This is a genomic window from Winslowiella toletana, assembly GCF_032164335.1.
GTDB lineage: Bacteria > Pseudomonadota > Gammaproteobacteria > Enterobacterales > Enterobacteriaceae > Erwinia > Erwinia toletana_A.
In genome coordinates, this window is record NZ_CP134152.1 from 423,101 (window position 1) to 447,835 (window position 24,735).

Below are 24,735 nucleotides of genomic sequence, written 5' to 3' on the forward strand. Positions count from 1 at the left end.
GGAGGAGAAGAACAATGGCAATTGTTAAATGTAAACCGACATCTCCGGGTCGTCGTCACGTAGTTAAAGTGGTGAACCCAGAGCTGCACAAGGGCAAACCATTTGCCCCGCTGGTAGAAAAAAACAGCAAATCCGGTGGCCGTAACAACAATGGTCGCATCACTACCCGTCATATCGGTGGTGGTCACAAGCAGGCTTACCGTATTGTTGACTTCAAACGCAACAAAGACGGTATCCCGGCAACTGTTGAACGTCTTGAGTACGATCCGAACCGCTCCGCGAACATCGCGCTGGTTCTGTACAAAGATGGCGAGCGCCGTTATATCCTGGCCCCTAAAGGCCTGAAAGCTGGCGACCAGATTCAGTCTGGCGTTGATGCTGCGATTAAAGCAGGTAACACCCTGCCGATGCGTAACATCCCAGTGGGTTCTACCGTTCACAACGTAGAAATGAAACCAGGCAAAGGCGGTCAGATTGCTCGCTCTGCTGGTGCTTACGTGCAGATCGTTGCGCGTGAAGGTTCCTACGTTACCCTGCGTCTGCGTTCAGGTGAAATGCGTAAAGTCGAATTAGACTGCCGCGCGACCCTGGGTGAAGTCGGTAACGCTGAGCACATGCTGCGCGTTCTGGGTAAAGCCGGTGCAACTCGTTGGCGTGGTGTTCGTCCTACCGTTCGCGGTACTGCGATGAACCCAGTCGATCACCCGCACGGTGGTGGTGAAGGTCGTAACTTTGGTAAGCACCCGGTAACCCCGTGGGGCGTTCAGACCAAAGGTAAGAAGACCCGTAGCAACAAGCGTACTGATAAATTTATCGTACGTCGCCGTAGCAAATAATTTTAGAGGATAAGCCATGCCACGTTCTCTCAAGAAAGGTCCTTTTATTGACCTGCACTTGCTGAAGAAGGTAGAGAAAGCGGTGGAAAGCGGTGACAAGAAGCCCCTGCGCACTTGGTCCCGTCGTTCAACGATCTTTCCTAACATGATCGGTTTGACCATCGCTGTCCATAATGGTCGTCAGCACGTTCCAGTCTTTGTTTCCGACGAAATGGTTGGTCACAAACTGGGTGAATTTGCGCCGACTCGTACTTATCGCGGACACGCGGCCGACAAAAAAGCCAAGAAACGCTAAGGCAGGAGGAAGAGATGGAAACTTTAGCTCAACATCGCCACGCTCGTTCTTCTGCTCAAAAGGTTCGCCTGGTGGCTGACCTTGTACGCGGTAAGAAAGTGTCGCAGGCTCTGGACATTCTGACCTACACCAATAAGAAAGCGGCTGTACTGGTCAAGAAAGTTCTGGAATCTGCCATTGCTAACGCCGAACACAACGATGGCGCTGACATTGATGATCTGAAAGTCACGAAAATCTTCGTCGACGAAGGCCCAAGCATGAAGCGCATTATGCCGCGTGCAAAAGGTCGTGCAGATCGCATCCTGAAGCGCACCAGCCACATTACTGTGGTTGTGTCCGATCGCTGAGACTCTGGAGACTAGCAATGGGTCAGAAAGTACATCCTAATGGTATTCGACTGGGTATTGTTAAACCCTGGAACTCTACCTGGTTCGCCAATACCAAAGAATTCGCTGACAACCTGGACAGCGATTTTAAAGTTCGTCAGTTCCTGACTAAAGAACTGGCTAAAGCGTCCGTATCTCGTATCGTTATCGAGCGTCCGGCTAAGAGCATCCGTGTGACTATTCACACCGCTCGTCCTGGCATCGTAATCGGTAAGAAAGGCGAAGACGTAGAAAAACTGCGCAAGGTCGTAGCGGATATCGCTGGCGTTCCTGCACAGATCAATATCGCCGAAGTCCGTAAACCGGAACTGGACGCTAAATTGGTTGCTGACAGCATCACTTCACAGCTGGAGCGTCGTGTGATGTTCCGTCGTGCTATGAAGCGTGCTGTACAGAACGCAATGCGTCTGGGCGCTAAAGGTATTAAAGTTGAAGTTAGTGGCCGTCTGGGCGGTGCTGAAATCGCGCGTACTGAATGGTACCGTGAAGGCCGCGTGCCGTTGCACACCCTGCGTGCTGACATTGACTACAACACCTCTGAAGCGCACACCACTTATGGTGTAATCGGCGTTAAGGTATGGATCTTCAAAGGTGAGATCCTGGGTGGTATGGCTGCTGTTGAACAACCGGAACCGGCTGCTCAACCTAAAAAGCAGCAGCGTAAAGGCCGTAAGTAAGGAGAGTCGCTGATGTTACAACCAAAGCGTACAAAATTCCGTAAAGTGCACAAAGGCCGCAACCGTGGTCTGGCGCAGGGTACGGATGTTAGCTTCGGTACTTTCGGTCTGAAAGCTGTTGGCCGTGGTCGTCTGACTGCACGTCAGATCGAAGCAGCACGTCGTGCTATGACCCGTGCAGTTAAGCGTCAAGGTAAGATCTGGATCCGTGTATTCCCGGACAAACCGATCACCGAGAAGCCGCTGGAAGTGCGTATGGGTAAAGGTAAAGGTAACGTGGAGTATTGGGTTGCCTTGATCCAGCCTGGTAAAGTCCTGTATGAAATGGACGGCGTACCAGAAGAGCTGGCCCGTGAAGCATTCAAGCTGGCAGCAGCAAAACTGCCTATCAAAACCACCTTTGTAACTAAGACGGTGATGTAATGAAAGCAACAGAGCTGCGTGAAAAAAGCGTTGAAGAGCTGAACACTGAGCTGCTTAATCTGCTGCGTGAGCAATTTAACCTGCGCATGCAGGCAGCATCCGGCCAGCTGCAACAGAGTCATCTGTTGAAGCAAGTGCGTCGTGATGTTGCACGCGTTAAGACTTTACTGACTGAGAAGGCGGGTGCGTAATGACCGATAAAATCCGTACTCTGCAAGGTCGTGTCCTGAGTGACAAAATGGAGAAATCCATCGTTGTTGCGATTGAACGTTTTGTGAAACACCCGATCTACGGTAAATTCATCAAGCGTACGACTAAACTGCACGTACACGACGAGAACAACGAATGTGGTATCGGCGACGTGGTTGAAATCCGCGAATGCCGTCCACTGTCCAAGACTAAGTCATGGACTCTGGTTCGCGTTGTAGAGAAAGCGATTCTGTAATAGAATCACCTTTCTTTAAAAATAAAATGAACGGCTCTGTCGAGCCGTTCATTTTTTCTACCCATATGCGAGATCCGGTGTTATAATGCCGCGCCCTCAATTATGGGGCTTTCTAACGACCTGTATCAGGTCCCGAAGTAGTAGTTGACATTAGCGGAGCACTAAAATGATCCAAGAACAGACTATGCTGAACGTCGCCGACAACTCCGGTGCACGTCGCGTAATGTGTATCAAGGTTCTGGGTGGCTCGCACCGTCGCTACGCAGGCGTAGGCGACATCATCAAAATTACCATCAAGGAAGCAATTCCTCGCGGTAAGGTTAAGAAGGGTGATGTGCTGAAGGCGGTAGTGGTGCGCACCAAGAAGGGTGTTCGTCGCCCGGACGGTTCTGTCATTCGCTTCGATGGTAATGCATGCGTTATTTTAAATAATAACAGCGAGCAACCTATCGGTACGCGTATTTTTGGGCCGGTAACTCGTGAACTTCGTAATGAAAAGTTCATGAAAATTATCTCTCTGGCACCAGAAGTACTCTAAGGAGCGAGCAATGGCAGCTAAAATCCGTCGCGATGACGAAGTTATCGTGCTGACCGGTAAAGATAAAGGTAAGCGCGGTAAAGTTAAGAATGTCCTGTCTTCTGGTAAGGTCATTGTTGAAGGTATCAACCTGGTTAAGAAACATCAGAAGCCGGTTCCGGCCCTGAACCAACCAGGTGGCATCGTTGAAAAGGAAGCTGCTCTGCAGGTTTCTAACGTTGCACTCTTCAATACGGCAACCGGCAAGGCTGACCGTGTAGGCTTTAGATTCGAAGACGGCAAAAAAGTCCGTTTCTTCAAGTCTAATAGCGAAACTATCAAGTAATTTGGAGTAGTACGATGGCGAAACTGCATGATTACTACAAAGACGAGGTAGTCCAAAAACTCATGACTGAGTTTGGCTACAATTCTGTCATGCAAGTCCCTCGGGTCGAGAAGATCACCCTGAACATGGGTGTTGGTGAAGCGATCGCTGACAAGAAACTGCTGGATAATGCAGCAGCTGACCTGACAGCAATCTCCGGTCAAAAACCGTTGATCACCAAAGCACGCAAATCAGTTGCAGGCTTCAAAATCCGTCAGGGCTATCCGATCGGCTGTAAAGTGACTCTGCGTGGCGAGCGCATGTGGGAGTTCTTTGAGCGTCTGATTTCTATTGCTGTTCCACGTATCCGTGACTTCCGTGGCTTGTCCGCTAAGTCATTCGATGGCCGTGGTAACTACAGCATGGGCGTTCGTGAGCAGATCATCTTCCCAGAAATCGACTATGACAAAGTCGATCGCGTTCGTGGTTTGGATATTACCATTACCACTACTGCGAAATCTGACGATGAAGGCCGTGCTCTGCTGGCTGCCTTTGACTTCCCGTTCCGCAAGTAAGGTAGGGTTACTTCATGGCTAAGCAATCGATGAAGGCACGCGAAGTCGTTCGCGTAAAACTGGCTGATAAATACCGCGCTAAACGCGAGGAATTGAAAGCTATCATCTCTAGTGTGAACTCATCCGACGAAGATCGTTGGAATGCTGTTCTTAAGCTGCAGACTCTGCCGCGTGATTCCAGCCCGTCCCGTCAGCGTAACCGCTGCCGCCAAACTGGCCGTCCACATGGTTATGTGGGCAAATTCGGGTTGAGCCGTATTAAGCTTCGTGAAGCCGCAATGCGCGGTGAAGTACCTGGCTTGAAAAAGGCTAGCTGGTAATTACCAATTGAATCACGGGAGTAAAGACAGATGAGCATGCAAGATCCGATCGCGGATATGCTGACCCGTATCCGTAACGGTCAGGCCGCGAACAAAGTTGCGGTCACCATGCCTTCCTCCAAGCTAAAAGTGGCAATTGCCAACGTGCTGAAGGAAGAAGGATATATTGAAGAATTTAAAATCGAAGGCGACACCAAGCCAGAACTGGAACTGACTTTAAAGTATTTCCAGGGCAAGGCTGTGGTAGAGAGCATTCAACGTGTAAGCCGTCCAGGTCTGCGTATTTATAAGCGCAAAGACGAACTGCCTAAAGTTATGGCAGGACTGGGTATTGCCGTTGTTTCTACCTCTAAAGGTGTTATGACTGATCGTGCAGCGCGCCAGGCAGGTCTTGGTGGCGAAATTATCTGCTACGTAGCTTAATCGGAGGAAAGAATGTCTCGTGTTGCTAAAGCACCTGTCGTCATTCCTGCCGGCGTAGAGGTAAAACTCAACGGTCAGGTTATTTCGATTAAAGGTAAAAACGGCGAGCTGACTCGTACTATCAATGATGCTGTTGAAATTAAGCATGCTGACAACGCTCTGACTTTCGCTCCGCGCGAAGGTTTCGTTGACGGCTGGGCGCAGGCGGGTACTTCTCGCGCGCTGCTTAACGCAATGGTTATCGGTGTTACCGAAGGCTTCACTAAGAAGCTGCAGCTGGTTGGTGTAGGTTATCGTGCGGCCGTTAAAGGCAACTCGGTGAGTTTGGCTCTTGGCTTCTCTCATCCAGTTGAACACGCGCTGCCAGCGGGAATCACTGCTGAATGTCCGACTCAGACTGAAATCGTGCTTAAAGGCGCTGATAAACAGTTGATCGGCCAGGTTGCAGCTGACATCCGCGCCTACCGTCGTCCTGAGCCTTATAAAGGCAAGGGTGTTCGTTACGCCGACGAAGTCGTGCGTACCAAAGAGGCTAAGAAGAAGTAAGGTAACACTATGGATAAGAAATCTGCTCGTATCCGTCGTGCGACCCGCGCACGTCGCAAGCTCAAAGAGCTGGGTGCAACTCGCCTGGTAGTACATCGTACTCCGCGTCATATTTACGCACAGGTCATTGCTCCGAACGGTTCTGAAGTTTTGGTTGCTGCTTCTACTGTAGAAAAAGCTATCACTGAACAACTGAAGTATACCGGCAACAAAGACGCTGCGGCTGCTGTGGGTAAAGCACTGGCTGAACGCGCTCTCGAAAAAGGCATCAAAGATGTTTCTTTCGACCGTTCCGGTTTCCAATATCATGGTCGCGTCCAGGCACTGGCAGATGCTGCTCGTGAAGCTGGCCTTCAGTTCTAAGGTAGAGGTGTAAGATGGCACACATCGAGAAACAAGCTGGCGAACTGCAGGAAAAGCTGATCGCGGTAAACCGTGTATCTAAAACTGTAAAAGGTGGTCGTATTTTCTCCTTCACAGCATTGACTGTGGTAGGTGACGGTAATGGTCGCATCGGTTTTGGTTACGGCAAAGCGCGTGAAGTTCCAGCAGCGATCCAGAAAGCGATGGAAAAAGCCCGTCGCAATATGATTAACGTCGCGCTGACCAACGGCACCCTGCAACACCCTGTTAAAGGTGTTCACACAGGTTCCCGCGTGTTCATGCAGCCGGCTTCAGAAGGTACTGGTATCATCGCCGGTGGTGCAATGCGCGCCGTTCTGGAAGTCGCTGGGGTTCATAACGTTCTGGCTAAAGCCTATGGTTCCACCAACCCGATCAACGTGGTTCGTGCAACTCTGGATGGCCTGGGCAATATGAATTCCCCGGAAATGGTCGCTGCCAAGCGTGGTAAATCCGTTGAAGAAATTCTGGGGTAATGACCATGGCAAAGACTATTAAAATTACTCAAACCCGCAGTGCAATCGGTCGTCTGCCGAAACACAAGGCAACGCTGCTTGGCCTGGGTCTGCGTCGTATTAACCACACCGTAGAGCGTGAAGACACGCCAGCTGTACGCGGTATGGTTAACGCGATTTCCTACATGGTTAAAGTGGAGGAGTAACAGATGCGTTTAAATACTCTGTCTCCGGCCGAAGGGTCTAAACACGCACCGAAGCGTCTGGGTCGTGGTATTGGTTCTGGCCTCGGAAAAACCGGTGGTCGTGGTCACAAAGGTCAGAACTCTCGTTCTGGCGGTGGCGTACGTCGCGGTTTCGAAGGTGGTCAGATGCCTCTGTACCGCCGTCTGCCGAAATTCGGTTTCACCTCTCGCAAAGCAATGGTTACGGCAGAAGTTCGTCTGTCTGACCTGGCGAAAGTTGAAGGCGGGATCGTCGACCTGAACACGCTGAAAGCGGCTAACATTATCGGTATTCAGATTGAATTCGCTAAAGTTATTCTGTCTGGCGAAGTCTCTGCACCGGTAACGGTTCGCGGTCTGCGTGTCACTAAAGGCGCTCGTGCTGCAATCGAAGCTGCTGGCGGTAAAATTGAGGAATAAGTAGCAGATGGCTAAGCAACCGGGATTAGATTTTCAAAGTGCCAAGGGTGGTTTTGGCGAACTAAAACGCAGACTTCTGTTTGTAATTGGTGCGCTGATTGTCTTCCGCATTGGCTCTTTTATTCCGATCCCTGGTATCGATGCCACTGTACTTGCCAAACTGCTTGAGCAACAGCGTGGCACCATCATTGAAATGTTTAACATGTTCTCTGGTGGTGCTCTGAGCCGTGCTTCTATTTTTGCTCTGGGTATCATGCCGTATATTTCGGCATCGATTATTATCCAGCTGCTGACGGTGGTTCATCCCGCCCTGGCAGAGATCAAGAAAGAAGGGGAGGCTGGCCGTCGTAAGATTAGCCAGTACACCCGTTACGGTACTCTGGTATTGGCTATATTTCAGTCTATCGGTATTGCTACCGGTTTACCGAATATGCCTGGAATGCAGGGCCTGGTGTTAAACCCAGGCTTCCCATTCTACTTTACCGCTGTTGTGAGTCTGGTTACCGGGACAATGTTCCTGATGTGGCTGGGCGAACAGATTACTGAACGAGGTATCGGTAACGGTATCTCGATCATTATCTTCGCTGGTATTGTTGCGGGATTGCCGCCGGCCATTGGCCATACCATCGAGCAAGCGCGGCAAGGCGACCTGCACTTCCTCCTGTTGCTGTTGGTTGCAGTTCTCGTATTTGCAGTGACCTTCTTCGTTGTTTTCGTTGAGCGTGGTCAACGCCGCATTGTGGTGAACTATGCGAAACGTCAGCAAGGCCGTCGTGTCTATGCTGCGCAGAGCACACATTTACCGTTGAAAGTGAATATGGCCGGTGTAATTCCTGCTATCTTTGCTTCCAGCATCATCCTGTTCCCGGCGACAATTGCGTCCTGGTTCGGTGGTGGTACCGGTTGGAACTGGCTGACTACAATTTCGATGTATTTACAGCCAGGACAGCCGCTGTATGTGTTACTCTATGCGACTGCAATCATCTTCTTCTGTTTCTTCTACACGGCGTTGGTTTTCAACCCGCGTGAAACAGCAGATAACCTGAAGAAGTCTGGTGCATTTGTACCAGGAATTCGTCCGGGAGAGCAAACGGCGAAGTACATCGATAAAGTAATGACTCGCCTGACCTTGGTCGGTGCACTGTACATTACTTTCATCTGCCTAATCCCGGAGTTCATGCGTGATGCGATGAAAGTTCCATTCTACTTCGGCGGTACATCACTGCTGATCGTAGTCGTTGTCATCATGGACTTTATGGCTCAAGTGCAAACTCTGATGATGTCTAGTCAATACGAGTCTGCATTGAAGAAAGCAAACCTGAAAGGCTAAGGCCATTTTCAGGAGCTTGAGAAGTTACGGAGAGTAAAAATGAAAGTTCGTGCTTCCGTCAAGAAATTATGTCGTAACTGCAAAATCATCCGTCGCGACGGTGTTGTGCGTGTGATTTGTAGTGCCGAGCCAAAGCATAAACAGCGCCAAGGCTGATTTTCACATATTTTTCTTGCAAAGTCGGGTTGAGCTGGCTAGATTAGCCAGCCAATCTTTTGTATGTCTATGCGTTTCCATTTGAGTATCCTGAAAACGGGCTTTTCAGCATGGAGCGCATATTTGAATAGTAGGAGTGCATAGTGGCCCGTATAGCAGGCATTAACATTCCTGATCAGAAACATACCGTTATCGCATTAACTTCGATCTACGGTATCGGCAAGACTCGCTCCCAGGCCATTTGCGCCGCTGCGGGTATCGCTGAAGATGTTAAGATCAGAGAGCTGTCTGAAGAACAAATTGACACGCTGCGTGATGAAGTTGCAAAGTTCGTCGTTGAAGGCGATCTGCGTCGTGAAGTCACCCTGAGCATCAAGCGTCTTATGGACCTTGGTTGCTATCGTGGTTTGCGTCATCGTCGTGGTCTTCCAGTTCGCGGTCAGCGTACTAAGACCAACGCACGTACCCGTAAGGGTCCGCGTAAACCGATCAAGAAATAATCGGGGTGATTGAATAATGGCAAAGGCACCAGTTCGTGCACGTAAGCGTGTAAGAAAACAAGTCTCTGACGGCGTGGCTCATGTCCATGCTTCTTTTAACAACACCATCGTTACTATTACTGATCGTCAGGGTAACGCACTGGGTTGGGCAACTGCCGGTGGTTCCGGTTTCCGTGGTTCTCGTAAATCTACGCCGTTCGCTGCGCAGGTCGCTGCAGAACGTTGCGCAGAAGCCGTGAAAGATTACGGTATCAAGAACCTGGAAGTTATGGTTAAGGGTCCGGGTCCAGGCCGCGAATCAACGATTCGTGCTCTGAACGCTGCTGGTTTCCGCATCACTAATATTACTGATGTGACTCCGATCCCTCACAACGGTTGTCGTCCGCCGAAAAAACGTCGCGTATAACGCACGTTTTTAGGAATGTTGGAGAAAGAAAATGGCAAGATATTTGGGTCCTAAGCTCAAGCTGAGCCGTCGCGAGGGTACAGACCTGTTCCTTAAGTCTGGCGTTCGCGCGATTGATACCAAGTGTAAGATTGAACAAGCTCCTGGCCAGCACGGTGCGCGTAAACCGCGTCTGTCTGACTATGGTGTGCAGTTGCGTGAAAAGCAAAAAGTTCGCCGTATGTACGGTGTTCTGGAGCGTCAGTTCCGCAACTATTACAAAGAAGCAGCACGTCTGAAAGGCAACACCGGTGAAAACCTGTTGGCTCTGCTGGAAGGTCGTCTGGATAACGTAGTTTACCGTATGGGCTTTGGCGCTACTCGTGCAGAAGCACGTCAGCTGGTTAGCCATAAATCTGTAATGGTAAACGGCCGCGTTGTCAGCATCGCTTCTTATCAGGTAACTCCGAATGACGTTGTTAGCATCCGCGAGAAAGCCAAAAAGCAGTCTCGCGTTAAAGCCGCTCTGGAGCTGGCTGAGCAGCGTGAAAAGCCAACCTGGCTGGAAGTTGATGCGACTAAGATGGAAGGTGTGTTCAAACGTATTCCTGAACGTACCGATCTGTCTGCGGACATTAACGAACACCTGATCGTCGAGCTTTACTCCAAGTAAAGCTTAGTACCAAAGAGAGGACACAATGCAGGGTTCTGTGACAGAGTTTCTAAAACCGCGCCTGGTAGATATCGAGCAAGTCAGTTCGACGCACGCCAAGGTGACCCTTGAGCCTTTAGAGCGTGGCTTTGGCCATACTCTTGGTAACGCACTGCGCCGTATTCTGCTTTCATCCATGCCGGGTTGCGCGGTGACCGAGGTTGAAATTGATGGTGTACTGCATGAGTACAGCACCAAAGAGGGCGTACAGGAAGATATCCTGGAAATCCTTCTCAACCTGAAAGGGCTTGCGGTAAGAGTTCAAGGCAAAGATGAAGTTATTCTTACCCTGAATAAATCTGGCATTGGCCCTGTGACTGCAGCCGATATCACCCATGATGGTGATGTCGAAATCGTCAAGCCGCAGCACGTGATCTGCCACCTGACCGATGAGAACGCAGCTATTAATATGCGTATCAAAGTTCAGCGCGGTCGCGGTTATGTGCCGGCTTCTGCCCGAATTCATTCGGAAGAAGATGAGCGCCCGATCGGTCGTCTGTTAGTCGACGCCTGCTACAGCCCTGTAGACCGTATAGCCTACAATGTTGAAGCGGCGCGTGTTGAGCAGCGTACTGACCTGGACAAGCTGGTCATCGAAATGGAAACCAACGGCACTATTGATCCTGAAGAAGCGATCCGCCGTGCGGCAACCATCCTGGCAGAACAACTTGAAGCTTTCGTTGACTTACGTGATGTTCGTCAGCCGGAAGTTAAAGAAGAGAAACCAGAATTCGATCCGATCCTGCTGCGCCCTGTTGACGATCTGGAATTGACTGTCCGCTCTGCTAACTGCCTTAAGGCAGAAGCTATCCACTACATCGGTGATCTGGTACAGCGTACCGAGGTTGAGCTGCTTAAAACGCCTAACCTTGGTAAGAAATCTCTTACCGAGATTAAAGATGTGCTGGCATCACGTGGTCTGTCACTGGGCATGCGCCTGGAAAACTGGCCACCAGCTAGCATTGCTGATGAATAACCCGATCACAGGTTAAGGTTTCACTGAGAAGGATAAGGTCATGCGCCATCGTAAGAGTGGTCGTCAACTGAACCGCAACAGCAGCCATCGTCAGGCTATGTTCCGCAACATGGCTGGCTCTTTGGTTCGTCATGAGATCATCAAGACGACCCTGCCGAAAGCGAAAGAGCTGCGTCGCGTAGTTGAGCCGCTGATTACTCTTGCCAAGACCGACAGCGTAGCTAATCGTCGTCTGGCATTCGCCCGTACTCGTGATAACGAGATCGTGGCAAAACTGTTTAACGAGCTGGGCCCGCGTTTCGCGAGCCGTGCCGGTGGTTACACTCGCATTCTGAAGTGTGGCTTCCGCGCTGGTGACAACGCTCCGATGGCTTACATCGAGCTGGTTGATCGTCCAGAGCTGCAAGCAGAAGCTGCTGCAGAGTAATCTGCAGTAACGTAGAAAAACCGGGCTTGCCCGGTTTTTTTATATCCAAAATTCTTCGTACTTCCCGTCTGATATTTGGTTATGCTATCCATAGCTCACTTCTGTAAAGGAGAAGGTGATGTGGTTAATTGACCAACTCGTTGAACAACATATCCGTGAGGCGCAGGCCGCTGGCGAACTCGATCAACTTCCGGGCGCGGGAAAACCGCTGATCCTTGATGATGACAGCCATGTTCCACCAGAACTGCGGGCATCCTATCGGCTACTGAAAAATTCCGGCTATTTACCTCCAGAACTGGAAATGAAACGTGAAGCGGTTGAACTTGATGCTTTACTTCAATCGCTTGAACCTGATGATCAACGCTATCAGCCTAATCTTAAGCGCTTGACGCTACTTGAAATGAAGTTGAAGCAGGCTGGCCTGTCGACCGGATTTCTCGATGGTGAATATCGTCACCATTTAAAACAGCGCTTTGCGGAGAATAATTAATGTATCGTATCGGACAACTGGCCAGGCTGGCGGATGTAACCCCGGACACCATTCGCTATTATGAAAAGCAGCAGATGATGGAGCATGAGGTGAGAACCGAAGGGGGATTTCGTCTCTATACGGAGAAAGATCTGCAACGTCTTAAATTTATTCGCTATGGCCGACAGCTGGGTTTTACTCTTGATTCAATTCGTGAGCTACTGTCGATACGTATCGATCCCGAGCAGCATACTTGCCATGAGTCGAAAACTATCGTGCAAAAGCGGCTCGGCGAAGTTGAGGAAATGATTAATGAGCTACAACATATGCAGCGCTCGCTTAAACGGCTGAATGATGCCTGTTGCGGTGCGGATCACAGCAGTGCTTATTGCTCAATTCTTGAGGCTTTAGAACAGGGGGCCACCACTATCAATGCGAAAGCAGATTGAAATTCAGACAAATCGAGCCTATATTCTTCGCGTTAATCACAAAGGAAAATATCATGACCGTTTACCAGCATAAAAAAGGCAAGATACGCGATAACGCTATCGAAGCGCTGCTTCATGACCCGTTGTTTAAACCGCGCATTGAAGTGAATCAGAAAGGAAAAGGCAGCTATCGACGTAAAGATAAGCATGCAGGAAAAGGTAACTGGGAGGCCAGTGGTAAGAATGCAAAGCAGATTCTTACCACTGGCTTTCTGGTTTCAGGTAAAAAAAAACCGTCTTTCGACGGTTTTTTTTCAGCTACGGCTGGTTATTTTGTTGCTTCAACAGATCGCGGATTTCAGTAAGCAGGACTTCTTGCGCTGGAGTTTTCGCTGGCGCAGCCTCTTTCTTCTTGTACATCTTGTTCATCAGTTTAATTGCCATAAAGATAGCAAACGCAACAATCACGAAATCGAACACGGTCTGAATAAATACGCCGTACTGCATGACAACAGCAGGCGCTTCGCCCACCGCAGGTTTCAGTACCCATTCAAATTGCTTAAAGTCGACTCCGCCAATCAGAAGTCCTAACGGCGGCATGATAATATTCGCTACCAGTGAAGAGACGATCTTGCCGAACGCTGCACCAATAATTACACCCACTGCCAAATCGACGACGTTGCCACGCATCGCAAAGTCGCGAAACTCTTTGAATAAACTCATTGTTATCTCCATTCCTGTGCCAATGGCTAAAGTTTAACAAACGATTCGCCGTTTGCCATTTCTTACTGCAATTAGTTGATATTAGCCGGGAGCCACGTTACTGACTCCTGTGTATATCAGAGGAAGAAAGGACTTGGCTGGAAGAGTCGTTCAACGTCAGGAACGAACTTCTTATCGGTCAGGAACATAATCACATGATCGCCTTGTTCAATGCGCAGATTGTCATTGGCAATCATCACATCATCGCCGCGTACAACGGCACCAATGATGGTGCCCGGCGGCAGTTTTATATCATCAATTAAGCGGCCAACCACCCGCGAAGTGCTTTCGTCACCATGGGCAATGGCTTCGATAGCTTCAGCGATGCCGCGGCGTAATGAGGAAACACTGACAATATCGGCTTTACGCACATGGCCCAGCAGCGCAGAGATGGTGGCTTGCTGCGGTGAGATGGCAATGTCTATCACGCTACCCTGAACCAGATCGACGTAGGCTTTACGCTGGATCAGTACCATCACCTTTTTTGCTCCCATCTTTTTCGCCAGCATGGCTGACATAATGTTAGCTTCATCATCATTGGTGACGGCAATAAACAGATCGACCTGCTCAATATGCTCTTCTGCCAGTAATTCCTGGTCTGAGGCATCGCCATAAAACACGATGGTATCCTGCAACTGCTCTGCCAGTTCGGCAGCACGCTGCTGATTACGTTCGATCAGTTTAACGCTGTAATTCTTCTCCAGTCGTTGCGCCAGACCAAATCCAATATTACCGCCGCCGACTAGCATAATGCGCTTATAGGGTTTTTCCAGTCGTTGCAGTTCACTCATCACCGCCCGGATATGTTGACTGGCGGCAATAAAGAACACTTCATCACCGGCTTCAACAATGGTAGATCCCTGAGGACGAATAGGTCGATCCTGGCGGAAAATAGCGGCAACGCGGGTGTCGATATGCGGCATATGCTCACGCATAATTGACAGTGCGTTGCCGACCAGCGGGCCGCCGTAATAGGCTTTCACTACTGCGAGACTGACTTTGCCGCCAGCAAAATTCACCACTTGCAGGGCGCCCGGATATTCAATCAGGCGATAAATATTGTCGATAACCAGCTGCTCAGGTGCGATAAGGTGATCGATAGGCACCGCTTCGGGAATAAACAGCTTGTCAGCATCGCGGATATAGTCAGGTGCACGGATACGCGCGATACGATTTGGCGTATTAAACAGCGAGTAGGCAACCTGGCAGGCAATCATATTGGTTTCATCCGAACTGGTTACTGCCACCAGCATATCGGCATCTTCGGCACCGGCTTCGCGCAGTACTCTCGGGTGTGAGCCATGCCCCTGCACCACGCGTAAATCGAATTTATCCTGCAGCTGGCGCAAACGCACGCCATCGGTGTCCACCACCGTAATGTCGTTGTTCTCGCCAACGAGATTCTCCGCCAGTGTTCCGCCAACCTGTCCGGCACCCAATATGATTATTTTCATCGTTGTTTCAGCTTATTCCGTGATTAAGTCCGGCTGCCAGCGCAGCCGGATAATCAATTTTTTATCAGCTTAGCGTAAAAGAAACCATCTCCGCCCTGCGGATGTGGGAAAACTTGCAGGCCGGGCAGCGTGTCGTCAGCAATCGGCTGAAGTTTTGCATCAGGATGACGGTTAAGAAACGCGCTGACCTGGTGGTGGTTCTCTTCCGGCAGAACTGAGCAGGTTGCATACAGCAGCGTACCGCCCGACTTCAGCTTAGGCCATACTGCATCAAGGATCTCCTGCTGAAGCGCTGCCAGCTCAGCGATATCACGATCGCGACGCAGCCATTTGATATCCGGATGTCGTCGAATCACCCCGGTTGCTGAGCATGGAGCATCCAGTAAGATGCGGTCGAATTGCACGCCCTCTGCCCATTGTTCCGGATAGCGACCATCGCCTGACTTCACCGTTGCGCTCATCCCCAGACGAGCGAGGTTTTCATTCACTCGCGCCAGGCGCTGCTCGTCAATATCAACGGCCATCACCTTAGCCTGAGGTGCTGCCTCAAGAATATGGGTAGTCTTACCACCGGGAGCTGCACAAAGATCGAGGATCGATTCGCCATTTTGCGGATCAAGCAGCGCGACGCAACCTTGCGCTGAGGCATCCTGCACCGTGACCCAGCCTTTATCGAAGCCTGGCAACTGACTGACCGGGCATGGCGAATCAAGACGCAATGCATCGCTGTGTTCAGGATGTGCTTCAGCTTGTTTACCTGACTCCTGCAGCAGTGCCAGCCAGGCATCACGGCTGTGATGCTGACGGTTAACGCGCAGCCACATCGGTGGGCGCTGGTTATTAGCCTCGACGATTTGCTGCCAGTTATCTGGCCATGCGCGCTGCAGGCGTTCCAGCAGCCACTTCGGATGCAGATATTTATGCGGGCCGTCATTCATTTCCAGCATCAGCGCTTCCTGCTGGCGCTGGAACTGACGCAGTACGCCATTGATTAACCCTTTCAGCGCCTGCCGCTTCAGCACTACCGCGCCTTCGACGGTTTCAGCCAGCGCAGCATGTGCCGGAATACGGGTATACATCAACTGATACAGGCCGACCATAATCAGGAAGTGGATAGTGCGCTGCTTGCCGGTCATCGGACGCGACATCAGTTTATTAATGATCCACTGCAGCTGCGGCAATGTACGCAGCACGCCGAAACAGAGCTCCTGCAGCAGGGCGCTATCTTTTTCGGATAATGACTTTTGCGCAGCGGGCAGGACATTGCTGAGTGATTGTCCCTGCTCAACAACGCGCTCGATAGCTTGTGCCGCAAGGCTGCGGAGATTGGTCTGTTTTTTCATTATTAGGTCGTCAATAAACAAAAGCCCGACGTATTGCCGGGCTGGAGGATCAGGCAAGAATACTGCCCTGTATGAACCATTCACGGCGGGAATTAAGAATATCCTGCGCTTTCATCGCTTTTTTGCCGGCTGGCTGCAATTCAGTGATATTCAGTACGCCGTCAGAGGTCGCGACCTGAATACCGTTTTTATCTGCATGCACGATCTCACCCGGCTGGCGATTAGCCTGGTGCGGCAGAACTTGCGCGCTCCACACTTTTACCGGCTGATCCTCAACGGTAAAATAGCTCATCGGCCATGGGTTGAAGGCGCGGATACAGCGTTCCAGCTGAGCCGCAGAGAGTGACCAGTCGAGGCGAGCCTCTTCTTTACTCAGCTTCTCAGCGTAGTTTACCGCCGTTTCATCCTGCACTTCCGGTTTAGCACTGCCTTCCGCCAGCTGCTGGATGGTGGCTAACATGCCGGTTGGACCAAGCTGCGCCAGCTTGTTGTACAGCGTGGCACTGGTATCACTGGATTCAATCGGGCAGGCGAGTTTATACAGCATGTCACCGGTATCCAGACCGACATCCATCTGCATAATAGTGACGCCGGTTTCGCTGTCACCCGCCCACAGTGAACGTTGAATTGGCGCCGCGCCACGCCAGCGCGGCAGCAGTGAGCCATGCACATTGATACAGCCAAGGCGTGGCATATCCAGCACCGCTTTTGGCAGAATCAATCCGTAGGCGACCACCACCATCAGATCGGCATCCAGGTCAGAGACCAATTGCTGGTTCTCTTCCGGACGCAGCGACTTAGGCTGAAACACCGGAATATTATGTTCCAGTGCCAGCACTTTAACCGGGCTGGGCGTCAGTTTATTGCCACGGCCAGCCGGGCGGTCAGGCTGAGTAAACACGCCAACCACCTGATGCTCTGAAGCAAGCAGCGCAGCAAGATGCTGCGCGGCAAAATCAGGGGTACCGGCGAAAATGATCTTTAGCGAATCGGACACAGTTTTCCCTTCGAAAGCAGTACTATCAGGCACGCGTATTAAGACGCGCCAGTTTTTCCAGTTTCTGACGAATACGCTGACGCTTCATTGGCGAGAGGTAATCGATAAATAACTTACCAACCAAGTGATCCATCTCGTGCTGAATACAGATTGCCAGCAGGCCATCTGCTTCCAGCTCAAAACTGTTACCGTCACGATCCAGCGCGCGGATTTTCACTTTTTCTGAACGCGGTACCAGCGCACGCTGCTCTGGAATCGACAGGCAGCCCTCTTCAATACCGGTTTCGCCACACTCTTCCAGCAGCTCCGGATTGATCAGGACTAAACGCTGGTCGCGCTCCTCTGACACATCAATAACGATGATGCGCTGATGGATATCAACCTGCGTCGCCGCCAGACCGATGCCTTCTTCGGCGTACATCGTTTCGAACATATCATCGACGATGCGCTGAACGTCTGCATTCACTTCTTTAACTGGCTTTGCGACGATGCGAAGGCGATCGTCAGGAAAATGTAATACCTGCAAAACTGACATAACTTTCCAGATCTGTGTTCAAGGGATAAAAGAATTATTCCTCTTATTGTAGACATTTCAGGCGCTGATTGACAGCATTCCTCGCGATGAGCGGCGCACCTTTGCGCTGGCGATTACAAGGAAAGTAACGTGAACTCAACTGAGATTTGGCTGCGCTTGTCTGAAGTGAAAGCTCTGTCTGGCATGCAAATGCTGAATACGGCTACCACCCTGATTTCTTTTAATGAAACCAGCGACGATGCTTTGCGTACTGCCGGGTTAAACGCCGGGCAAATTAGTCAGTTTCGCCAGTGTAACCCACGTGTGCTGGAAAATACTCTCAGCTGGCTGGCGTTGCCTCAGCACCATCTGTTAACCGCCGACGCGGCTGATTACCCGCCACAGTTGAAGAATATTGCCAGCTATCCGCCGCTGCTGTTTATTGCCGGCAATCGGGATATCCTGTCATCGCCACAGCTGGCGGTGGTCGGTAGCCGCGACTGTAGTCACTATGGTCGTGAATGGGGAGCTTATTTTACCCAGGCGCTGGCGCTGAGTGGCCTGACCATCACCAGCGGACTGGCGCTGGGGATTGATGGCGTGGCACATCGCGCGGCGCTTGAGGTGGAAGGAAAGACGATTGCAGTATTGGGCAGTGGTTTAACTGCGCTGTATCCAAAGCGGCATAGCGCACTGGCCAGTGAGATTATTGCTGGCGGTGGTGCGCTGGTTTCCGAGTTTCCTCTGTCAACACTCCCCCTGCCACATCACTTCCCCCAACGTAACCGGATTATTAGTGGCCTGAGTGCCGGGGTGTTGGTAGTTGAAGCTTCGCTGCGCAGTGGTTCGCTGGTGACCGCGCGCTATGCGCTGGAACAAAATCGCGAGGTGTATGCTCTGCCAGGTGCGCTGGGAAATAGCGGAAGTGAGGGGGTGCACTGGTTGATTCAGCAAGGGGCATTATTAGTCGCGCACCCGAACAATATTCTGGAAGAAATGAACAGCAACCTCAACTGGATGCCTTTTTTCGCTAAACAGCCAACATATTCTTCAGACAATGCCGATGTTCCATTGCCATTTGCTGATGTGTTGGCTAACGTAGGAGATGAGGTTACACCTGTTGACGTCGTCGCTGAACGTGCCGGCCAACCTGTGCCAGCCATCGTAGCTAAGTTGCTTGAGCTGGAGTTAGCAGGATGGATCGCAGCTGTACCCGGCGGCTATGTCCGATTGAGGAGGGCATGCCATGTTCGACGTATTAATGTACTTATTTGAAACCTATATCCACAACGAAGCAGAAATGCGCGTGGACCAGGATAAATTGACTGATGATTTGACCGATGCAGGTTTTCATCGTGAAGATATTTATAATGCGTTGAACTGGTTGGAAAAGCTGGCAGATTATCAGGACGGTCTTACCGCTCCGATTCAGCTGGCAAGCGATCCGTTGTCAATGCGTATCTACACTGAGGAAGAGAGCCAGCGTCTCGATGCCAATTGTCGTGGTTTCATTCTGTTCCTGGAGCAGATTCAGGTGCTTAATCTCGAAACCCGGGAAATGGTTATCGAACGCATTATGGCTTTGGATACCCTCGAGTTCGATCTGGAAGATCTTAAATGGGTCGTGCTGATGGTGCTGTTTAACATCCCGGGATGTGAAAACGCCTATCAGCAGATGGAAGAGCTACTTTTCGAAGCTAATGAAGGAATGCTGCACTGAAGATTGCCTTCGTGTACACAACGCTATGAATAAAACAGCGCTTTTCGCTGTGCGAAAAAATGAACCCTGCCCCCAATGCGGGGCAGAACTGGTTATTCGCTCCGGGAAACACGGTGCGTTTCTCGGCTGCTCTGATTATCCAACCTGTGAATATATACGTCCGCTGAAAAGTCAGGCCGACGGGCATGTGGTGAAAGTACTGGAAGGGCAACTGTGTCCGCAATGTCAGTCCGAGCTGGTGCTGCGGCAGGGTCGCTACGGTATGTTTATCGGCTGCAGTCATTATCCAGCTTGCGAACATACTGAAGTGATCGATCGTCCCGATGAAACCACCATTCCTTGCCCGCAATGTCAGCAAGGCAAACTGGTTCAGCGTCGCTCGCGTTATGGCAAAACTTTTCACGCCTGCGATCGCTATCCTGATTGTCAGTTTGCAGTTAATTTTACCCCGGTTGAAGGCGAGTGCGAGTTCTGCCACTTTCCTCTGCTGATCGAGAAAAAAACCGCCAGAGGCTTAAAACGTTATTGCGCCAGCAAGGCGTGTGGCAAGCCAGTTACCGCAGGAATCCGTAGTGAAGAATGATCTGTTAGCCGGCTCGCTTGAGTCATCCGTTGCACAGCTTCTACAGCAAGCTGTGATCGCCTATCCGACAGAGGCGGTTTTTGGTTTGGGTTGTGACCCTGACAGTGAAACTGCGGTACTAAAGTTACTGGCGCTAAAGCAGCGTCCGGTTGAGAAAGGGCTGATTTTAATCGCAGCTGATTACCAGCAGCTTGAGCCCTATGTTGCCGACGCTGAACTTTCTGTCGAGCAGCGCGAACGTATGTTTGCCAGCTGGCCCGGTCCGGTAAGCTGGGTGGTGCCGGCATCACAACATACTCCCCGCTGGCTGACCGGCCGTTTTGATTCACTGGCGGTGCGCGTCAGCGATCATCCGGACGTGCAGCGCCTGTGTCGCGCGTTTGGTAAGCCGCTGGTATCCACCAGTGCTAACTTGACCGGTGCCGAACCTTGCCGCAGTGTCGAAGAGGTGCGCGCGCAGTTCGGCAGCGAGTTTCCACTGCTGGTGGGGGTAACCGGCGGACGACTTAATCCCTCAGAAATCCGTGATGTTATCTCGGGTGAACTGATCCGTCAGGGGTAAGGAACAGAATGGACGCTTTCGCCGTATTTGGTAATCCGATAAGTCACAGTAAATCACCGCGTATTCATCAACTGTTCTCACAGCAAACCGGTATTGACCATGCTTACGGACGAATTTGTGCGCCGGTTGACGATTTTGCCGCCACTCTAAATCAATTCTTTGCGCAAGGCGGGCGTGGCGCAAATGTTACGTTGCCTTTTAAGCAGCAAGCCTTTGCGCTGGCCAGTGAGTTAACCGAGCGCGCGGCACTATCCGGCGCGGTTAATACCCTGAAGCTAAATGCAGACGGTACTTTAACCGGCGATAATACCGATGGCATTGGTTTGCTAAGCGATCTTCAACGTCTTGAGCTGATCAAGCCAGGCGACCGGATCTTATTGATCGGTGCAGGCGGCGCGGCGCGCGGTGTGATCTTACCGTTATTGTCATTTGGTTGTTCGATCATATTGACCAATCGCACCCTGAGCCGTGCTGAAGAGCTGGTTACGGTGTTCCAGCAGAGCGGGGACGTGCAGGCGGTGGCGATGGATCAACTGGCAGGTCAGCATTTCGACCTGATTATCAATGCCACCTCCAGTGGTGTCGCGGGAGATATTCCAGCGGTGCCAGCTTCATTGGTTACTGATAAGGTGCGTTGCTACGACATGTTTTATCAGGTTGGGCTCACGCCGTTTCTTAGCTGGTGTCAGCAACAGGGTGCAATGCAGTTTGCCGATGGCCTCGGGATGCTGGTGGGACAAGCCGCGCATGCTTTTCTTTTGTGGCATGGCAAATTACCTGAAATCACCCCGGTGATTGCGATCCTGAAACGCGAGCTGGCAGAGTGAACCAGGCGATTCAGTTTCCCGATCGTGAGTTCTGGGACAATGAGCGTCAGGCGGTCTGTTTTCCGGCACAGGTAAACGGTTTTCATCTCACCTGCGCTATTGCGGCGTTAACGTTGCGTCAGCGCTACGGCAGCGGTGCATCCGATCTTGAATTGTTCAGATCGCACCGCTGGGATATAGAAGAAGAAGCCGAAGCATTGATCGAGCAACAACAGGAAGACGATCAGGGCTGGGTCTGGCTCTCCTCAGCTAAGTAATCATCCTTCCAGCCAACATAGTTGCTGGAGGAGTAGAGTAACCCGGCGATCTCTTTTTCTGACAGTGGTCGTGCTTGCTTCGCCGGGCTACCTATATAGAGATAACCACTTTCCAGCCTTTTACCCGGAGCCACCAGACTGCCGGCGCCAATCATCACATCGTCTTCTACTATTACGCCATCCAGCAAAATCGACCCCATACCCACCAGCACGCGATTACCAATGGTGCAACCATGCAGCATCACTTTATGACCGATCGTTACGTCTTCACCGATGATCAGTGGATGACCTTCCGGATTATATGACGACTGATGGGTTACATGCAGTACGCTGCCGTCCTGAATATTCGTACGTTTGCCGATCGCTACCTTATGAACGTCACCGCGAATCGTTACCAGTGGCCAGATACTGACATCGTCCGCCAGTGAGACATCACCGACCACCACGCTCGACGCATCGACCATTACGCGTTCGCCTAATTGAGGAAACTTTTGTTTAAAAGCACGTAAAACTGCGGGCATAGAGTTGTTCTCCTGTGATGATGTCATTGAAGGATAATGTTTACGCCGGATTGCTATCAATGAATAGCGTTAATTGTGCGGCAAAATTGCGCGGATCGAACGAGATCTCAGCGAAAAGATTGAAAACTCAGCAACCAAAATAAAAGATCGAAAAAAGGCTTGTGCATTAAATTCGGATCCCTATAATGCGCCTCCATCGACACGGAACAACGGCTTACCAGCCACGGTGTTGAGAGGTTCAGGAAGTTCTGAACCGCCGGAGAAAAACTTCTGAAAAAGAGGTTGACTCTGAAGGAGGAAAGCGTAATATACGCCACCTCGCAACAGCAAGCCAAATCGCTGATTGCACTGCTCTTTAACAATTTATCAGACAATCTGTGTGGGCACTCGCAGGGTTGATATCGCAAACCATCCTCGGATGGAAAAAATTTGAAATATCAAGTCTCAAGAGTGACTACTATATTCATTACGAATAACAGTTTTAATTCTTTGAGCATCAAGCTTTTTAATTGAAGAGTTTGATCATGGCTCAGATTGAACGCTGGCGGCAGGCCTAACACATGCAAGTCGAACGGTAGCACAGGGGAGCTTGCTCCCCGGGTGACGAGTGGCGGACGGGTGAGTAATGTCTGGGGATCTGCCCGATGGAGGGGGATAACTACTGGAAACGGTAGCTAATACCGCATAACGTCGCAAGACCAAAGTGGGGGACCTTCGGGCCTCACACCATCGGATGAACCCAGATGGGATTAGCTAGTAGGTGGGGTAACGGCTCACCTAGGCGACGATCCCTAGCTGGTCTGAGAGGATGACCAGCCACACTGGAACTGAGACACGGTCCAGACTCCTACGGGAGGCAGCAGTGGGGAATATTGCACAATGGGCGCAAGCCTGATGCAGCCATGCCGCGTGTATGAAGAAGGCCTTCGGGTTGTAAAGTACTTTCAGCGGGGAGGAAGGGATGAGGGTTAATAACCTTCGTCATTGACGTTACCCGCAGAAGAAGCACCGGCTAACTCCGTGCCAGCAGCCGCGGTAATACGGAGGGTGCAAGCGTTAATCGGAATTACTGGGCGTAAAGCGCACGCAGGCGGTTTGTTAAGTCAGATGTGAAATCCCCGGGCTCAACCTGGGAACTGCATTTGAAACTGGCAAGCTTGAGTCTCGTAGAGGGGGGTAGAATTCCAGGTGTAGCGGTGAAATGCGTAGAGATCTGGAGGAATACCGGTGGCGAAGGCGGCCCCCTGGACGAAGACTGACGCTCAGGTGCGAAAGCGTGGGGAGCAAACAGGATTAGATACCCTGGTAGTCCACGCCGTAAACGATGTCGACTTGGAGGTTGTGCCCTTGAGGCGTGGCTTCCGGAGCTAACGCGTTAAGTCGACCGCCTGGGGAGTACGGCCGCAAGGTTAAAACTCAAATGAATTGACGGGGGCCCGCACAAGCGGTGGAGCATGTGGTTTAATTCGATGCAACGCGAAGAACCTTACCTGGCCTTGACATCCACGGAATTCGGCAGAGATGCCTTAGTGCCTTCGGGAACCGTGAGACAGGTGCTGCATGGCTGTCGTCAGCTCGTGTTGTGAAATGTTGGGTTAAGTCCCGCAACGAGCGCAACCCTTATCCTTTGTTGCCAGCGAGTAATGTCGGGAACTCAAAGGAGACTGCCGGTGATAAACCGGAGGAAGGTGGGGATGACGTCAAGTCATCATGGCCCTTACGGCCAGGGCTACACACGTGCTACAATGGCGCATACAAAGAGAAGCGACCTCGCGAGAGCAAGCGGACCTCATAAAGTGCGTCGTAGTCCGGATCGGAGTCTGCAACTCGACTCCGTGAAGTCGGAATCGCTAGTAATCGTAGATCAGAATGCTACGGTGAATACGTTCCCGGGCCTTGTACACACCGCCCGTCACACCATGGGAGTGGGTTGCAAAAGAAGTAGGTAGCTTAACCTTCGGGAGGGCGCTTACCACTTTGTGATTCATGACTGGGGTGAAGTCGTAACAAGGTAACCGTAGGGGAACCTGCGGTTGGATCACCTCCTTACCTATGTGAAGATACCCGCGTAGTGTCCACACAGATTGTCTGATGAAAAAGTAACGAGCAGAAAAAACCTCTACAGGCTTGTAGCTCAGGTGGTTAGAGCGCACCCCTGATAAGGGTGAGGTCGGTGGTTCAAGTCCACTCAGGCCTACCAAATTCCTTCTCATGCTGCGTTATGCAGTCGGTCGTTTACCGAAGTAAACTTCCCTCCCGCACGCCTTGCCTGAGAACGAATTAGCATTTCTTCAAAAGAGAGATGTGACTCCTGGTGAGTGGTAGTAGATGGTCTCTGCAGTAACTGTATGGGGCTATAGCTCAGCTGGGAGAGCGCCTGCCTTGCACGCAGGAGGTCAGCGGTTCGATCCCGCTTAGCTCCACCATACTGTTTACTCAAAAAATACTTCAGAGCAAACCGGCAACGGTGTGCTGCGAAGTATTATGCTCTTTAACAATCCGGAACAAGCTGAAAATTGAAACGACGCGTCGTCTCATTTCTC

At 51.1% G+C, this 24,735-nt stretch carries 39 protein-coding genes, 2 tRNA genes and 1 rRNA gene; 36 read left to right on the top strand and 6 right to left on the bottom strand.

Features of this window, described 5'->3' with window-relative positions:
* The first annotated feature begins 14 nt into the window (after positions 1 to 14).
* From rplB to RIN69_RS02075, 27 genes are all read left to right on the top strand, one after another.
* On the top strand, positions 15 to 836 hold the full coding sequence (gene rplB / locus RIN69_RS01945) for a 50S ribosomal protein L2 (protein ID WP_052902731.1): 822 nt from the start codon (positions 15 to 17) through the stop codon (positions 834 to 836).
* Between the two features lie 16 nt (positions 837 to 852).
* Positions 853 to 1,131, top strand: coding sequence for a 30S ribosomal protein S19 (gene rpsS, locus RIN69_RS01950; protein WP_004929772.1), 279 nt, complete (start codon positions 853 to 855; stop codon positions 1,129 to 1,131).
* Between the two features lie 14 nt (positions 1,132 to 1,145).
* Positions 1,146 to 1,478, top strand: a complete 333-nt coding sequence (rplV, locus tag RIN69_RS01955) for a 50S ribosomal protein L22 (RefSeq protein ID WP_052902732.1) — start codon at positions 1,146 to 1,148, stop codon at positions 1,476 to 1,478.
* 17 nt (positions 1,479 to 1,495) lie between these two features.
* A complete protein-coding gene (rpsC, locus tag RIN69_RS01960) occupies positions 1,496 to 2,194 on the top strand; it encodes a 30S ribosomal protein S3 (RefSeq protein WP_002919766.1) in 699 nt (232 codons plus the stop codon).
* Between the two features lie 12 nt (positions 2,195 to 2,206).
* Positions 2,207 to 2,617, top strand: coding sequence for a 50S ribosomal protein L16 (rplP, locus tag RIN69_RS01965; protein WP_002438716.1), 411 nt, complete (start codon positions 2,207 to 2,209; stop codon positions 2,615 to 2,617).
* Complete coding sequence (gene rpmC, locus RIN69_RS01970; RefSeq protein ID WP_013204129.1) at positions 2,617 to 2,808, top strand: 50S ribosomal protein L29; 192 nt, start codon at positions 2,617 to 2,619, stop codon at positions 2,806 to 2,808. Before rplP ends, rpmC begins: the two co-directional genes overlap by 1 nt.
* The gene (gene rpsQ / locus RIN69_RS01975; RefSeq protein WP_017799048.1) at positions 2,808 to 3,062 is read left to right on the top strand and encodes a 30S ribosomal protein S17; all 255 of its coding nucleotides are present in this window, start codon (positions 2,808 to 2,810) and stop codon (positions 3,060 to 3,062) included. The genes rpmC and rpsQ overlap by 1 nt, the downstream gene beginning before the upstream one ends.
* A gap of 166 nt (positions 3,063 to 3,228) precedes the next feature.
* On the top strand, positions 3,229 to 3,600 hold the full coding sequence (gene rplN / locus RIN69_RS01980) for a 50S ribosomal protein L14 (RefSeq protein ID WP_000613954.1): 372 nt from the start codon (positions 3,229 to 3,231) through the stop codon (positions 3,598 to 3,600).
* A gap of 10 nt (positions 3,601 to 3,610) precedes the next feature.
* Positions 3,611 to 3,925, top strand: a complete 315-nt coding sequence (gene rplX / locus RIN69_RS01985) for a 50S ribosomal protein L24 (protein ID WP_313855238.1) — start codon at positions 3,611 to 3,613, stop codon at positions 3,923 to 3,925.
* Between the two features lie 14 nt (positions 3,926 to 3,939).
* Positions 3,940 to 4,479, top strand: a complete 540-nt coding sequence (rplE, locus tag RIN69_RS01990) for a 50S ribosomal protein L5 (protein WP_017799046.1) — start codon at positions 3,940 to 3,942, stop codon at positions 4,477 to 4,479.
* 14 nt (positions 4,480 to 4,493) lie between these two features.
* Complete coding sequence (rpsN, locus tag RIN69_RS01995) at positions 4,494 to 4,799, top strand: 30S ribosomal protein S14 (RefSeq protein WP_052902737.1); 306 nt, start codon at positions 4,494 to 4,496, stop codon at positions 4,797 to 4,799.
* Between the two features lie 30 nt (positions 4,800 to 4,829).
* Complete coding sequence (gene rpsH, locus RIN69_RS02000; protein WP_052902739.1) at positions 4,830 to 5,222, top strand: 30S ribosomal protein S8; 393 nt, start codon at positions 4,830 to 4,832, stop codon at positions 5,220 to 5,222.
* Between the two features lie 12 nt (positions 5,223 to 5,234).
* On the top strand, positions 5,235 to 5,768 hold the full coding sequence (gene rplF, locus RIN69_RS02005) for a 50S ribosomal protein L6 (RefSeq protein WP_313855243.1): 534 nt from the start codon (positions 5,235 to 5,237) through the stop codon (positions 5,766 to 5,768).
* A 9-nt stretch (positions 5,769 to 5,777) separates the two neighbouring features.
* Positions 5,778 to 6,131 (top strand): 50S ribosomal protein L18, encoded by a 354-nt coding sequence (gene rplR, locus RIN69_RS02010; RefSeq protein WP_052902743.1) that lies wholly within the window; start codon positions 5,778 to 5,780, stop codon positions 6,129 to 6,131.
* 14 nt (positions 6,132 to 6,145) lie between these two features.
* A complete protein-coding gene (rpsE, locus tag RIN69_RS02015) occupies positions 6,146 to 6,646 on the top strand; it encodes a 30S ribosomal protein S5 (protein WP_313855244.1) in 501 nt (166 codons plus the stop codon).
* A 5-nt stretch (positions 6,647 to 6,651) separates the two neighbouring features.
* Positions 6,652 to 6,831 (top strand): 50S ribosomal protein L30, encoded by a 180-nt coding sequence (rpmD, locus tag RIN69_RS02020; RefSeq protein WP_024966590.1) that lies wholly within the window; start codon positions 6,652 to 6,654, stop codon positions 6,829 to 6,831.
* Positions 6,832 to 6,834: 3 nt separating this feature from the next.
* Positions 6,835 to 7,269, top strand: coding sequence for a 50S ribosomal protein L15 (rplO, locus tag RIN69_RS02025; RefSeq protein WP_052902747.1), 435 nt, complete (start codon positions 6,835 to 6,837; stop codon positions 7,267 to 7,269).
* A gap of 7 nt (positions 7,270 to 7,276) precedes the next feature.
* Positions 7,277 to 8,599, top strand: coding sequence for a preprotein translocase subunit SecY (secY, locus tag RIN69_RS02030; protein WP_052902749.1), 1,323 nt, complete (start codon positions 7,277 to 7,279; stop codon positions 8,597 to 8,599).
* 39 nt (positions 8,600 to 8,638) lie between these two features.
* Positions 8,639 to 8,755, top strand: coding sequence for a 50S ribosomal protein L36 (gene rpmJ / locus RIN69_RS02035; RefSeq protein WP_004160566.1), 117 nt, complete (start codon positions 8,639 to 8,641; stop codon positions 8,753 to 8,755).
* A gap of 143 nt (positions 8,756 to 8,898) precedes the next feature.
* The gene (rpsM, locus tag RIN69_RS02040) at positions 8,899 to 9,255 is read left to right on the top strand and encodes a 30S ribosomal protein S13 (RefSeq protein WP_313855248.1); all 357 of its coding nucleotides are present in this window, start codon (positions 8,899 to 8,901) and stop codon (positions 9,253 to 9,255) included.
* 16 nt (positions 9,256 to 9,271) lie between these two features.
* A complete protein-coding gene (rpsK, locus tag RIN69_RS02045; protein ID WP_004160563.1) occupies positions 9,272 to 9,661 on the top strand; it encodes a 30S ribosomal protein S11 in 390 nt (129 codons plus the stop codon).
* A 31-nt stretch (positions 9,662 to 9,692) separates the two neighbouring features.
* The gene (gene rpsD / locus RIN69_RS02050; RefSeq protein WP_052902753.1) at positions 9,693 to 10,313 is read left to right on the top strand and encodes a 30S ribosomal protein S4; all 621 of its coding nucleotides are present in this window, start codon (positions 9,693 to 9,695) and stop codon (positions 10,311 to 10,313) included.
* Between the two features lie 25 nt (positions 10,314 to 10,338).
* On the top strand, positions 10,339 to 11,328 hold the full coding sequence (locus RIN69_RS02055) for a DNA-directed RNA polymerase subunit alpha (protein WP_017799035.1): 990 nt from the start codon (positions 10,339 to 10,341) through the stop codon (positions 11,326 to 11,328).
* A 40-nt stretch (positions 11,329 to 11,368) separates the two neighbouring features.
* Positions 11,369 to 11,755, top strand: a complete 387-nt coding sequence (gene rplQ, locus RIN69_RS02060; RefSeq protein ID WP_052902755.1) for a 50S ribosomal protein L17 — start codon at positions 11,369 to 11,371, stop codon at positions 11,753 to 11,755.
* 118 nt (positions 11,756 to 11,873) lie between these two features.
* Positions 11,874 to 12,245 carry a DnaJ family domain-containing protein gene (locus RIN69_RS02065; RefSeq protein WP_313855250.1) on the top strand — a complete coding sequence of 124 codons (372 nt, stop codon included), beginning with the start codon at positions 11,874 to 11,876 and terminating at the stop codon, positions 12,243 to 12,245.
* Entirely contained in the window at positions 12,245 to 12,673 is a 429-nt protein-coding gene (gene zntR, locus RIN69_RS02070) for a Zn(2+)-responsive transcriptional regulator (RefSeq protein ID WP_313855251.1), read from the top strand. The genes RIN69_RS02065 and zntR overlap by 1 nt, the downstream gene beginning before the upstream one ends.
* Positions 12,674 to 12,726: 53 nt before the next feature.
* Positions 12,727 to 13,017 (top strand): alternative ribosome-rescue factor A, encoded by a 291-nt coding sequence (locus RIN69_RS02075; RefSeq protein WP_313857855.1) that lies wholly within the window; start codon positions 12,727 to 12,729, stop codon positions 13,015 to 13,017.
* Here the strand turns inward: RIN69_RS02075 and mscL are convergent.
* The 5 genes from mscL to def all read right to left on the bottom strand — a co-directional run bounded on the left by mscL (position 12,971) and on the right by def (position 17,743).
* Entirely contained in the window at positions 12,971 to 13,375 is a 405-nt protein-coding gene (mscL, locus tag RIN69_RS02080) for a large-conductance mechanosensitive channel protein MscL (protein WP_313855252.1), read from the bottom strand. The genes RIN69_RS02075 and mscL overlap by 47 nt on opposite strands.
* A 116-nt stretch (positions 13,376 to 13,491) precedes the next feature.
* Positions 13,492 to 14,868 (bottom strand): Trk system potassium transporter TrkA, encoded by a 1,377-nt coding sequence (gene trkA, locus RIN69_RS02085; RefSeq protein WP_313855254.1) that lies wholly within the window; start codon positions 14,866 to 14,868, stop codon positions 13,492 to 13,494.
* A gap of 53 nt (positions 14,869 to 14,921) precedes the next feature.
* The gene (rsmB, locus tag RIN69_RS02090; RefSeq protein WP_313855256.1) at positions 14,922 to 16,211 is read right to left on the bottom strand and encodes a 16S rRNA (cytosine(967)-C(5))-methyltransferase RsmB; all 1,290 of its coding nucleotides are present in this window, start codon (positions 16,209 to 16,211) and stop codon (positions 14,922 to 14,924) included.
* A gap of 49 nt (positions 16,212 to 16,260) precedes the next feature.
* On the bottom strand, positions 16,261 to 17,208 hold the full coding sequence (fmt, locus tag RIN69_RS02095; protein WP_313855258.1) for a methionyl-tRNA formyltransferase: 948 nt from the start codon (positions 17,206 to 17,208) through the stop codon (positions 16,261 to 16,263).
* Between the two features lie 25 nt (positions 17,209 to 17,233).
* Positions 17,234 to 17,743 (bottom strand): peptide deformylase, encoded by a 510-nt coding sequence (gene def / locus RIN69_RS02100; protein ID WP_313855259.1) that lies wholly within the window; start codon positions 17,741 to 17,743, stop codon positions 17,234 to 17,236.
* Positions 17,744 to 17,872: 129 nt separating this feature from the next.
* Here def and dprA point away from each other — a divergent pair, with 129 nt between their 5' ends.
* Genes dprA through RIN69_RS02130 form a run of 6 tightly spaced genes read left to right on the top strand, consistent with a single transcriptional unit; the run spans position 17,873 to position 21,671 of the window.
* Positions 17,873 to 18,997, top strand: a complete 1,125-nt coding sequence (dprA, locus tag RIN69_RS02105) for a DNA-protecting protein DprA (RefSeq protein ID WP_390902490.1) — start codon at positions 17,873 to 17,875, stop codon at positions 18,995 to 18,997.
* A complete protein-coding gene (smg, locus tag RIN69_RS02110; protein ID WP_052902768.1) occupies positions 18,969 to 19,442 on the top strand; it encodes a DUF494 family protein Smg in 474 nt (157 codons plus the stop codon). Before dprA ends, smg begins: the two co-directional genes overlap by 29 nt.
* A gap of 25 nt (positions 19,443 to 19,467) precedes the next feature.
* Positions 19,468 to 20,025: a DNA topoisomerase family protein gene (locus RIN69_RS02115; protein ID WP_313855262.1), complete on the top strand. Its 558-nt coding sequence runs from the start codon at positions 19,468 to 19,470 to the stop codon at positions 20,023 to 20,025.
* Positions 20,015 to 20,587, top strand: a complete 573-nt coding sequence (gene tsaC / locus RIN69_RS02120) for an L-threonylcarbamoyladenylate synthase type 1 TsaC (protein ID WP_313855264.1) — start codon at positions 20,015 to 20,017, stop codon at positions 20,585 to 20,587. Before RIN69_RS02115 ends, tsaC begins: the two co-directional genes overlap by 11 nt.
* 8 nt (positions 20,588 to 20,595) lie before the next feature.
* Positions 20,596 to 21,414, top strand: coding sequence for a shikimate dehydrogenase (gene aroE, locus RIN69_RS02125; protein WP_313855266.1), 819 nt, complete (start codon positions 20,596 to 20,598; stop codon positions 21,412 to 21,414).
* Entirely contained in the window at positions 21,411 to 21,671 is a 261-nt protein-coding gene (locus RIN69_RS02130; RefSeq protein ID WP_313855267.1) for a DUF1488 family protein, read from the top strand. The genes aroE and RIN69_RS02130 overlap by 4 nt, the downstream gene beginning before the upstream one ends.
* Here the strand turns inward: RIN69_RS02130 and RIN69_RS02135 are convergent.
* Entirely contained in the window at positions 21,638 to 22,192 is a 555-nt protein-coding gene (locus RIN69_RS02135; protein WP_313855269.1) for a gamma carbonic anhydrase family protein, read from the bottom strand. The genes RIN69_RS02130 and RIN69_RS02135 overlap by 34 nt on opposite strands.
* A gap of 506 nt (positions 22,193 to 22,698) precedes the next feature.
* On the opposite strand from RIN69_RS02135, the gene RIN69_RS02140 reads away from it, so the two are divergent.
* The 3 genes from RIN69_RS02140 to RIN69_RS02150 all read left to right on the top strand — a co-directional run bounded on the left by RIN69_RS02140 (position 22,699) and on the right by RIN69_RS02150 (position 24,618).
* Positions 22,699 to 24,241, top strand: a 16S ribosomal RNA gene (locus tag RIN69_RS02140).
* A 74-nt stretch (positions 24,242 to 24,315) separates the two neighbouring features.
* Positions 24,316 to 24,392, top strand: a tRNA-Ile gene (locus RIN69_RS02145).
* Between the two features lie 150 nt (positions 24,393 to 24,542).
* A tRNA-Ala gene (locus tag RIN69_RS02150) sits at positions 24,543 to 24,618 on the top strand.
* Positions 24,619 to 24,735 lie beyond the last annotated feature (117 nt).

Coding starts and splice junctions, on each gene's coding strand:
- rplB (WP_052902731.1), top strand. CDS start 15: ATGGCAATTGTTAAATGTAAACCGACATCTCCGGGTCGTCGTCACGTA.
- rpsS (WP_004929772.1), top strand. CDS start 853: ATGCCACGTTCTCTCAAGAAAGGTCCTTTTATTGACCTGCACTTGCTG.
- rplV (WP_052902732.1), top strand. CDS start 1,146: ATGGAAACTTTAGCTCAACATCGCCACGCTCGTTCTTCTGCTCAAAAG.
- rpsC (WP_002919766.1), top strand. CDS start 1,496: ATGGGTCAGAAAGTACATCCTAATGGTATTCGACTGGGTATTGTTAAA.
- rplP (WP_002438716.1), top strand. CDS start 2,207: ATGTTACAACCAAAGCGTACAAAATTCCGTAAAGTGCACAAAGGCCGC.
- rpmC (WP_013204129.1), top strand. CDS start 2,617: ATGAAAGCAACAGAGCTGCGTGAAAAAAGCGTTGAAGAGCTGAACACT.
- rpsQ (WP_017799048.1), top strand. CDS start 2,808: ATGACCGATAAAATCCGTACTCTGCAAGGTCGTGTCCTGAGTGACAAA.
- rplN (WP_000613954.1), top strand. CDS start 3,229: ATGATCCAAGAACAGACTATGCTGAACGTCGCCGACAACTCCGGTGCA.
- rplX (WP_313855238.1), top strand. CDS start 3,611: ATGGCAGCTAAAATCCGTCGCGATGACGAAGTTATCGTGCTGACCGGT.
- rplE (WP_017799046.1), top strand. CDS start 3,940: ATGGCGAAACTGCATGATTACTACAAAGACGAGGTAGTCCAAAAACTC.
- rpsN (WP_052902737.1), top strand. CDS start 4,494: ATGGCTAAGCAATCGATGAAGGCACGCGAAGTCGTTCGCGTAAAACTG.
- rpsH (WP_052902739.1), top strand. CDS start 4,830: ATGAGCATGCAAGATCCGATCGCGGATATGCTGACCCGTATCCGTAAC.
- rplF (WP_313855243.1), top strand. CDS start 5,235: ATGTCTCGTGTTGCTAAAGCACCTGTCGTCATTCCTGCCGGCGTAGAG.
- rplR (WP_052902743.1), top strand. CDS start 5,778: ATGGATAAGAAATCTGCTCGTATCCGTCGTGCGACCCGCGCACGTCGC.
- rpsE (WP_313855244.1), top strand. CDS start 6,146: ATGGCACACATCGAGAAACAAGCTGGCGAACTGCAGGAAAAGCTGATC.
- rpmD (WP_024966590.1), top strand. CDS start 6,652: ATGGCAAAGACTATTAAAATTACTCAAACCCGCAGTGCAATCGGTCGT.
- rplO (WP_052902747.1), top strand. CDS start 6,835: ATGCGTTTAAATACTCTGTCTCCGGCCGAAGGGTCTAAACACGCACCG.
- secY (WP_052902749.1), top strand. CDS start 7,277: ATGGCTAAGCAACCGGGATTAGATTTTCAAAGTGCCAAGGGTGGTTTT.
- rpmJ (WP_004160566.1), top strand. CDS start 8,639: ATGAAAGTTCGTGCTTCCGTCAAGAAATTATGTCGTAACTGCAAAATC.
- rpsK (WP_004160563.1), top strand. CDS start 9,272: ATGGCAAAGGCACCAGTTCGTGCACGTAAGCGTGTAAGAAAACAAGTC.
- rpsD (WP_052902753.1), top strand. CDS start 9,693: ATGGCAAGATATTTGGGTCCTAAGCTCAAGCTGAGCCGTCGCGAGGGT.
- RIN69_RS02055 (WP_017799035.1), top strand. CDS start 10,339: ATGCAGGGTTCTGTGACAGAGTTTCTAAAACCGCGCCTGGTAGATATC.
- rplQ (WP_052902755.1), top strand. CDS start 11,369: ATGCGCCATCGTAAGAGTGGTCGTCAACTGAACCGCAACAGCAGCCAT.
- RIN69_RS02065 (WP_313855250.1), top strand. CDS start 11,874: ATGTGGTTAATTGACCAACTCGTTGAACAACATATCCGTGAGGCGCAG.
- zntR (WP_313855251.1), top strand. CDS start 12,245: ATGTATCGTATCGGACAACTGGCCAGGCTGGCGGATGTAACCCCGGAC.
- RIN69_RS02075 (WP_313857855.1), top strand. CDS start 12,727: ATGACCGTTTACCAGCATAAAAAAGGCAAGATACGCGATAACGCTATC.
- mscL (WP_313855252.1), bottom strand. CDS start 13,375: ATGAGTTTATTCAAAGAGTTTCGCGACTTTGCGATGCGTGGCAACGTC.
- trkA (WP_313855254.1), bottom strand. CDS start 14,868: ATGAAAATAATCATATTGGGTGCCGGACAGGTTGGCGGAACACTGGCG.
- rsmB (WP_313855256.1), bottom strand. CDS start 16,211: ATGAAAAAACAGACCAATCTCCGCAGCCTTGCGGCACAAGCTATCGAG.
- def (WP_313855259.1), bottom strand. CDS start 17,743: ATGTCAGTTTTGCAGGTATTACATTTTCCTGACGATCGCCTTCGCATC.
- smg (WP_052902768.1), top strand. CDS start 18,969: ATGTTCGACGTATTAATGTACTTATTTGAAACCTATATCCACAACGAA.
- RIN69_RS02115 (WP_313855262.1), top strand. CDS start 19,468: ATGAATAAAACAGCGCTTTTCGCTGTGCGAAAAAATGAACCCTGCCCC.
- aroE (WP_313855266.1), top strand. CDS start 20,596: ATGGACGCTTTCGCCGTATTTGGTAATCCGATAAGTCACAGTAAATCA.
- RIN69_RS02135 (WP_313855269.1), bottom strand. CDS start 22,192: ATGCCCGCAGTTTTACGTGCTTTTAAACAAAAGTTTCCTCAATTAGGC.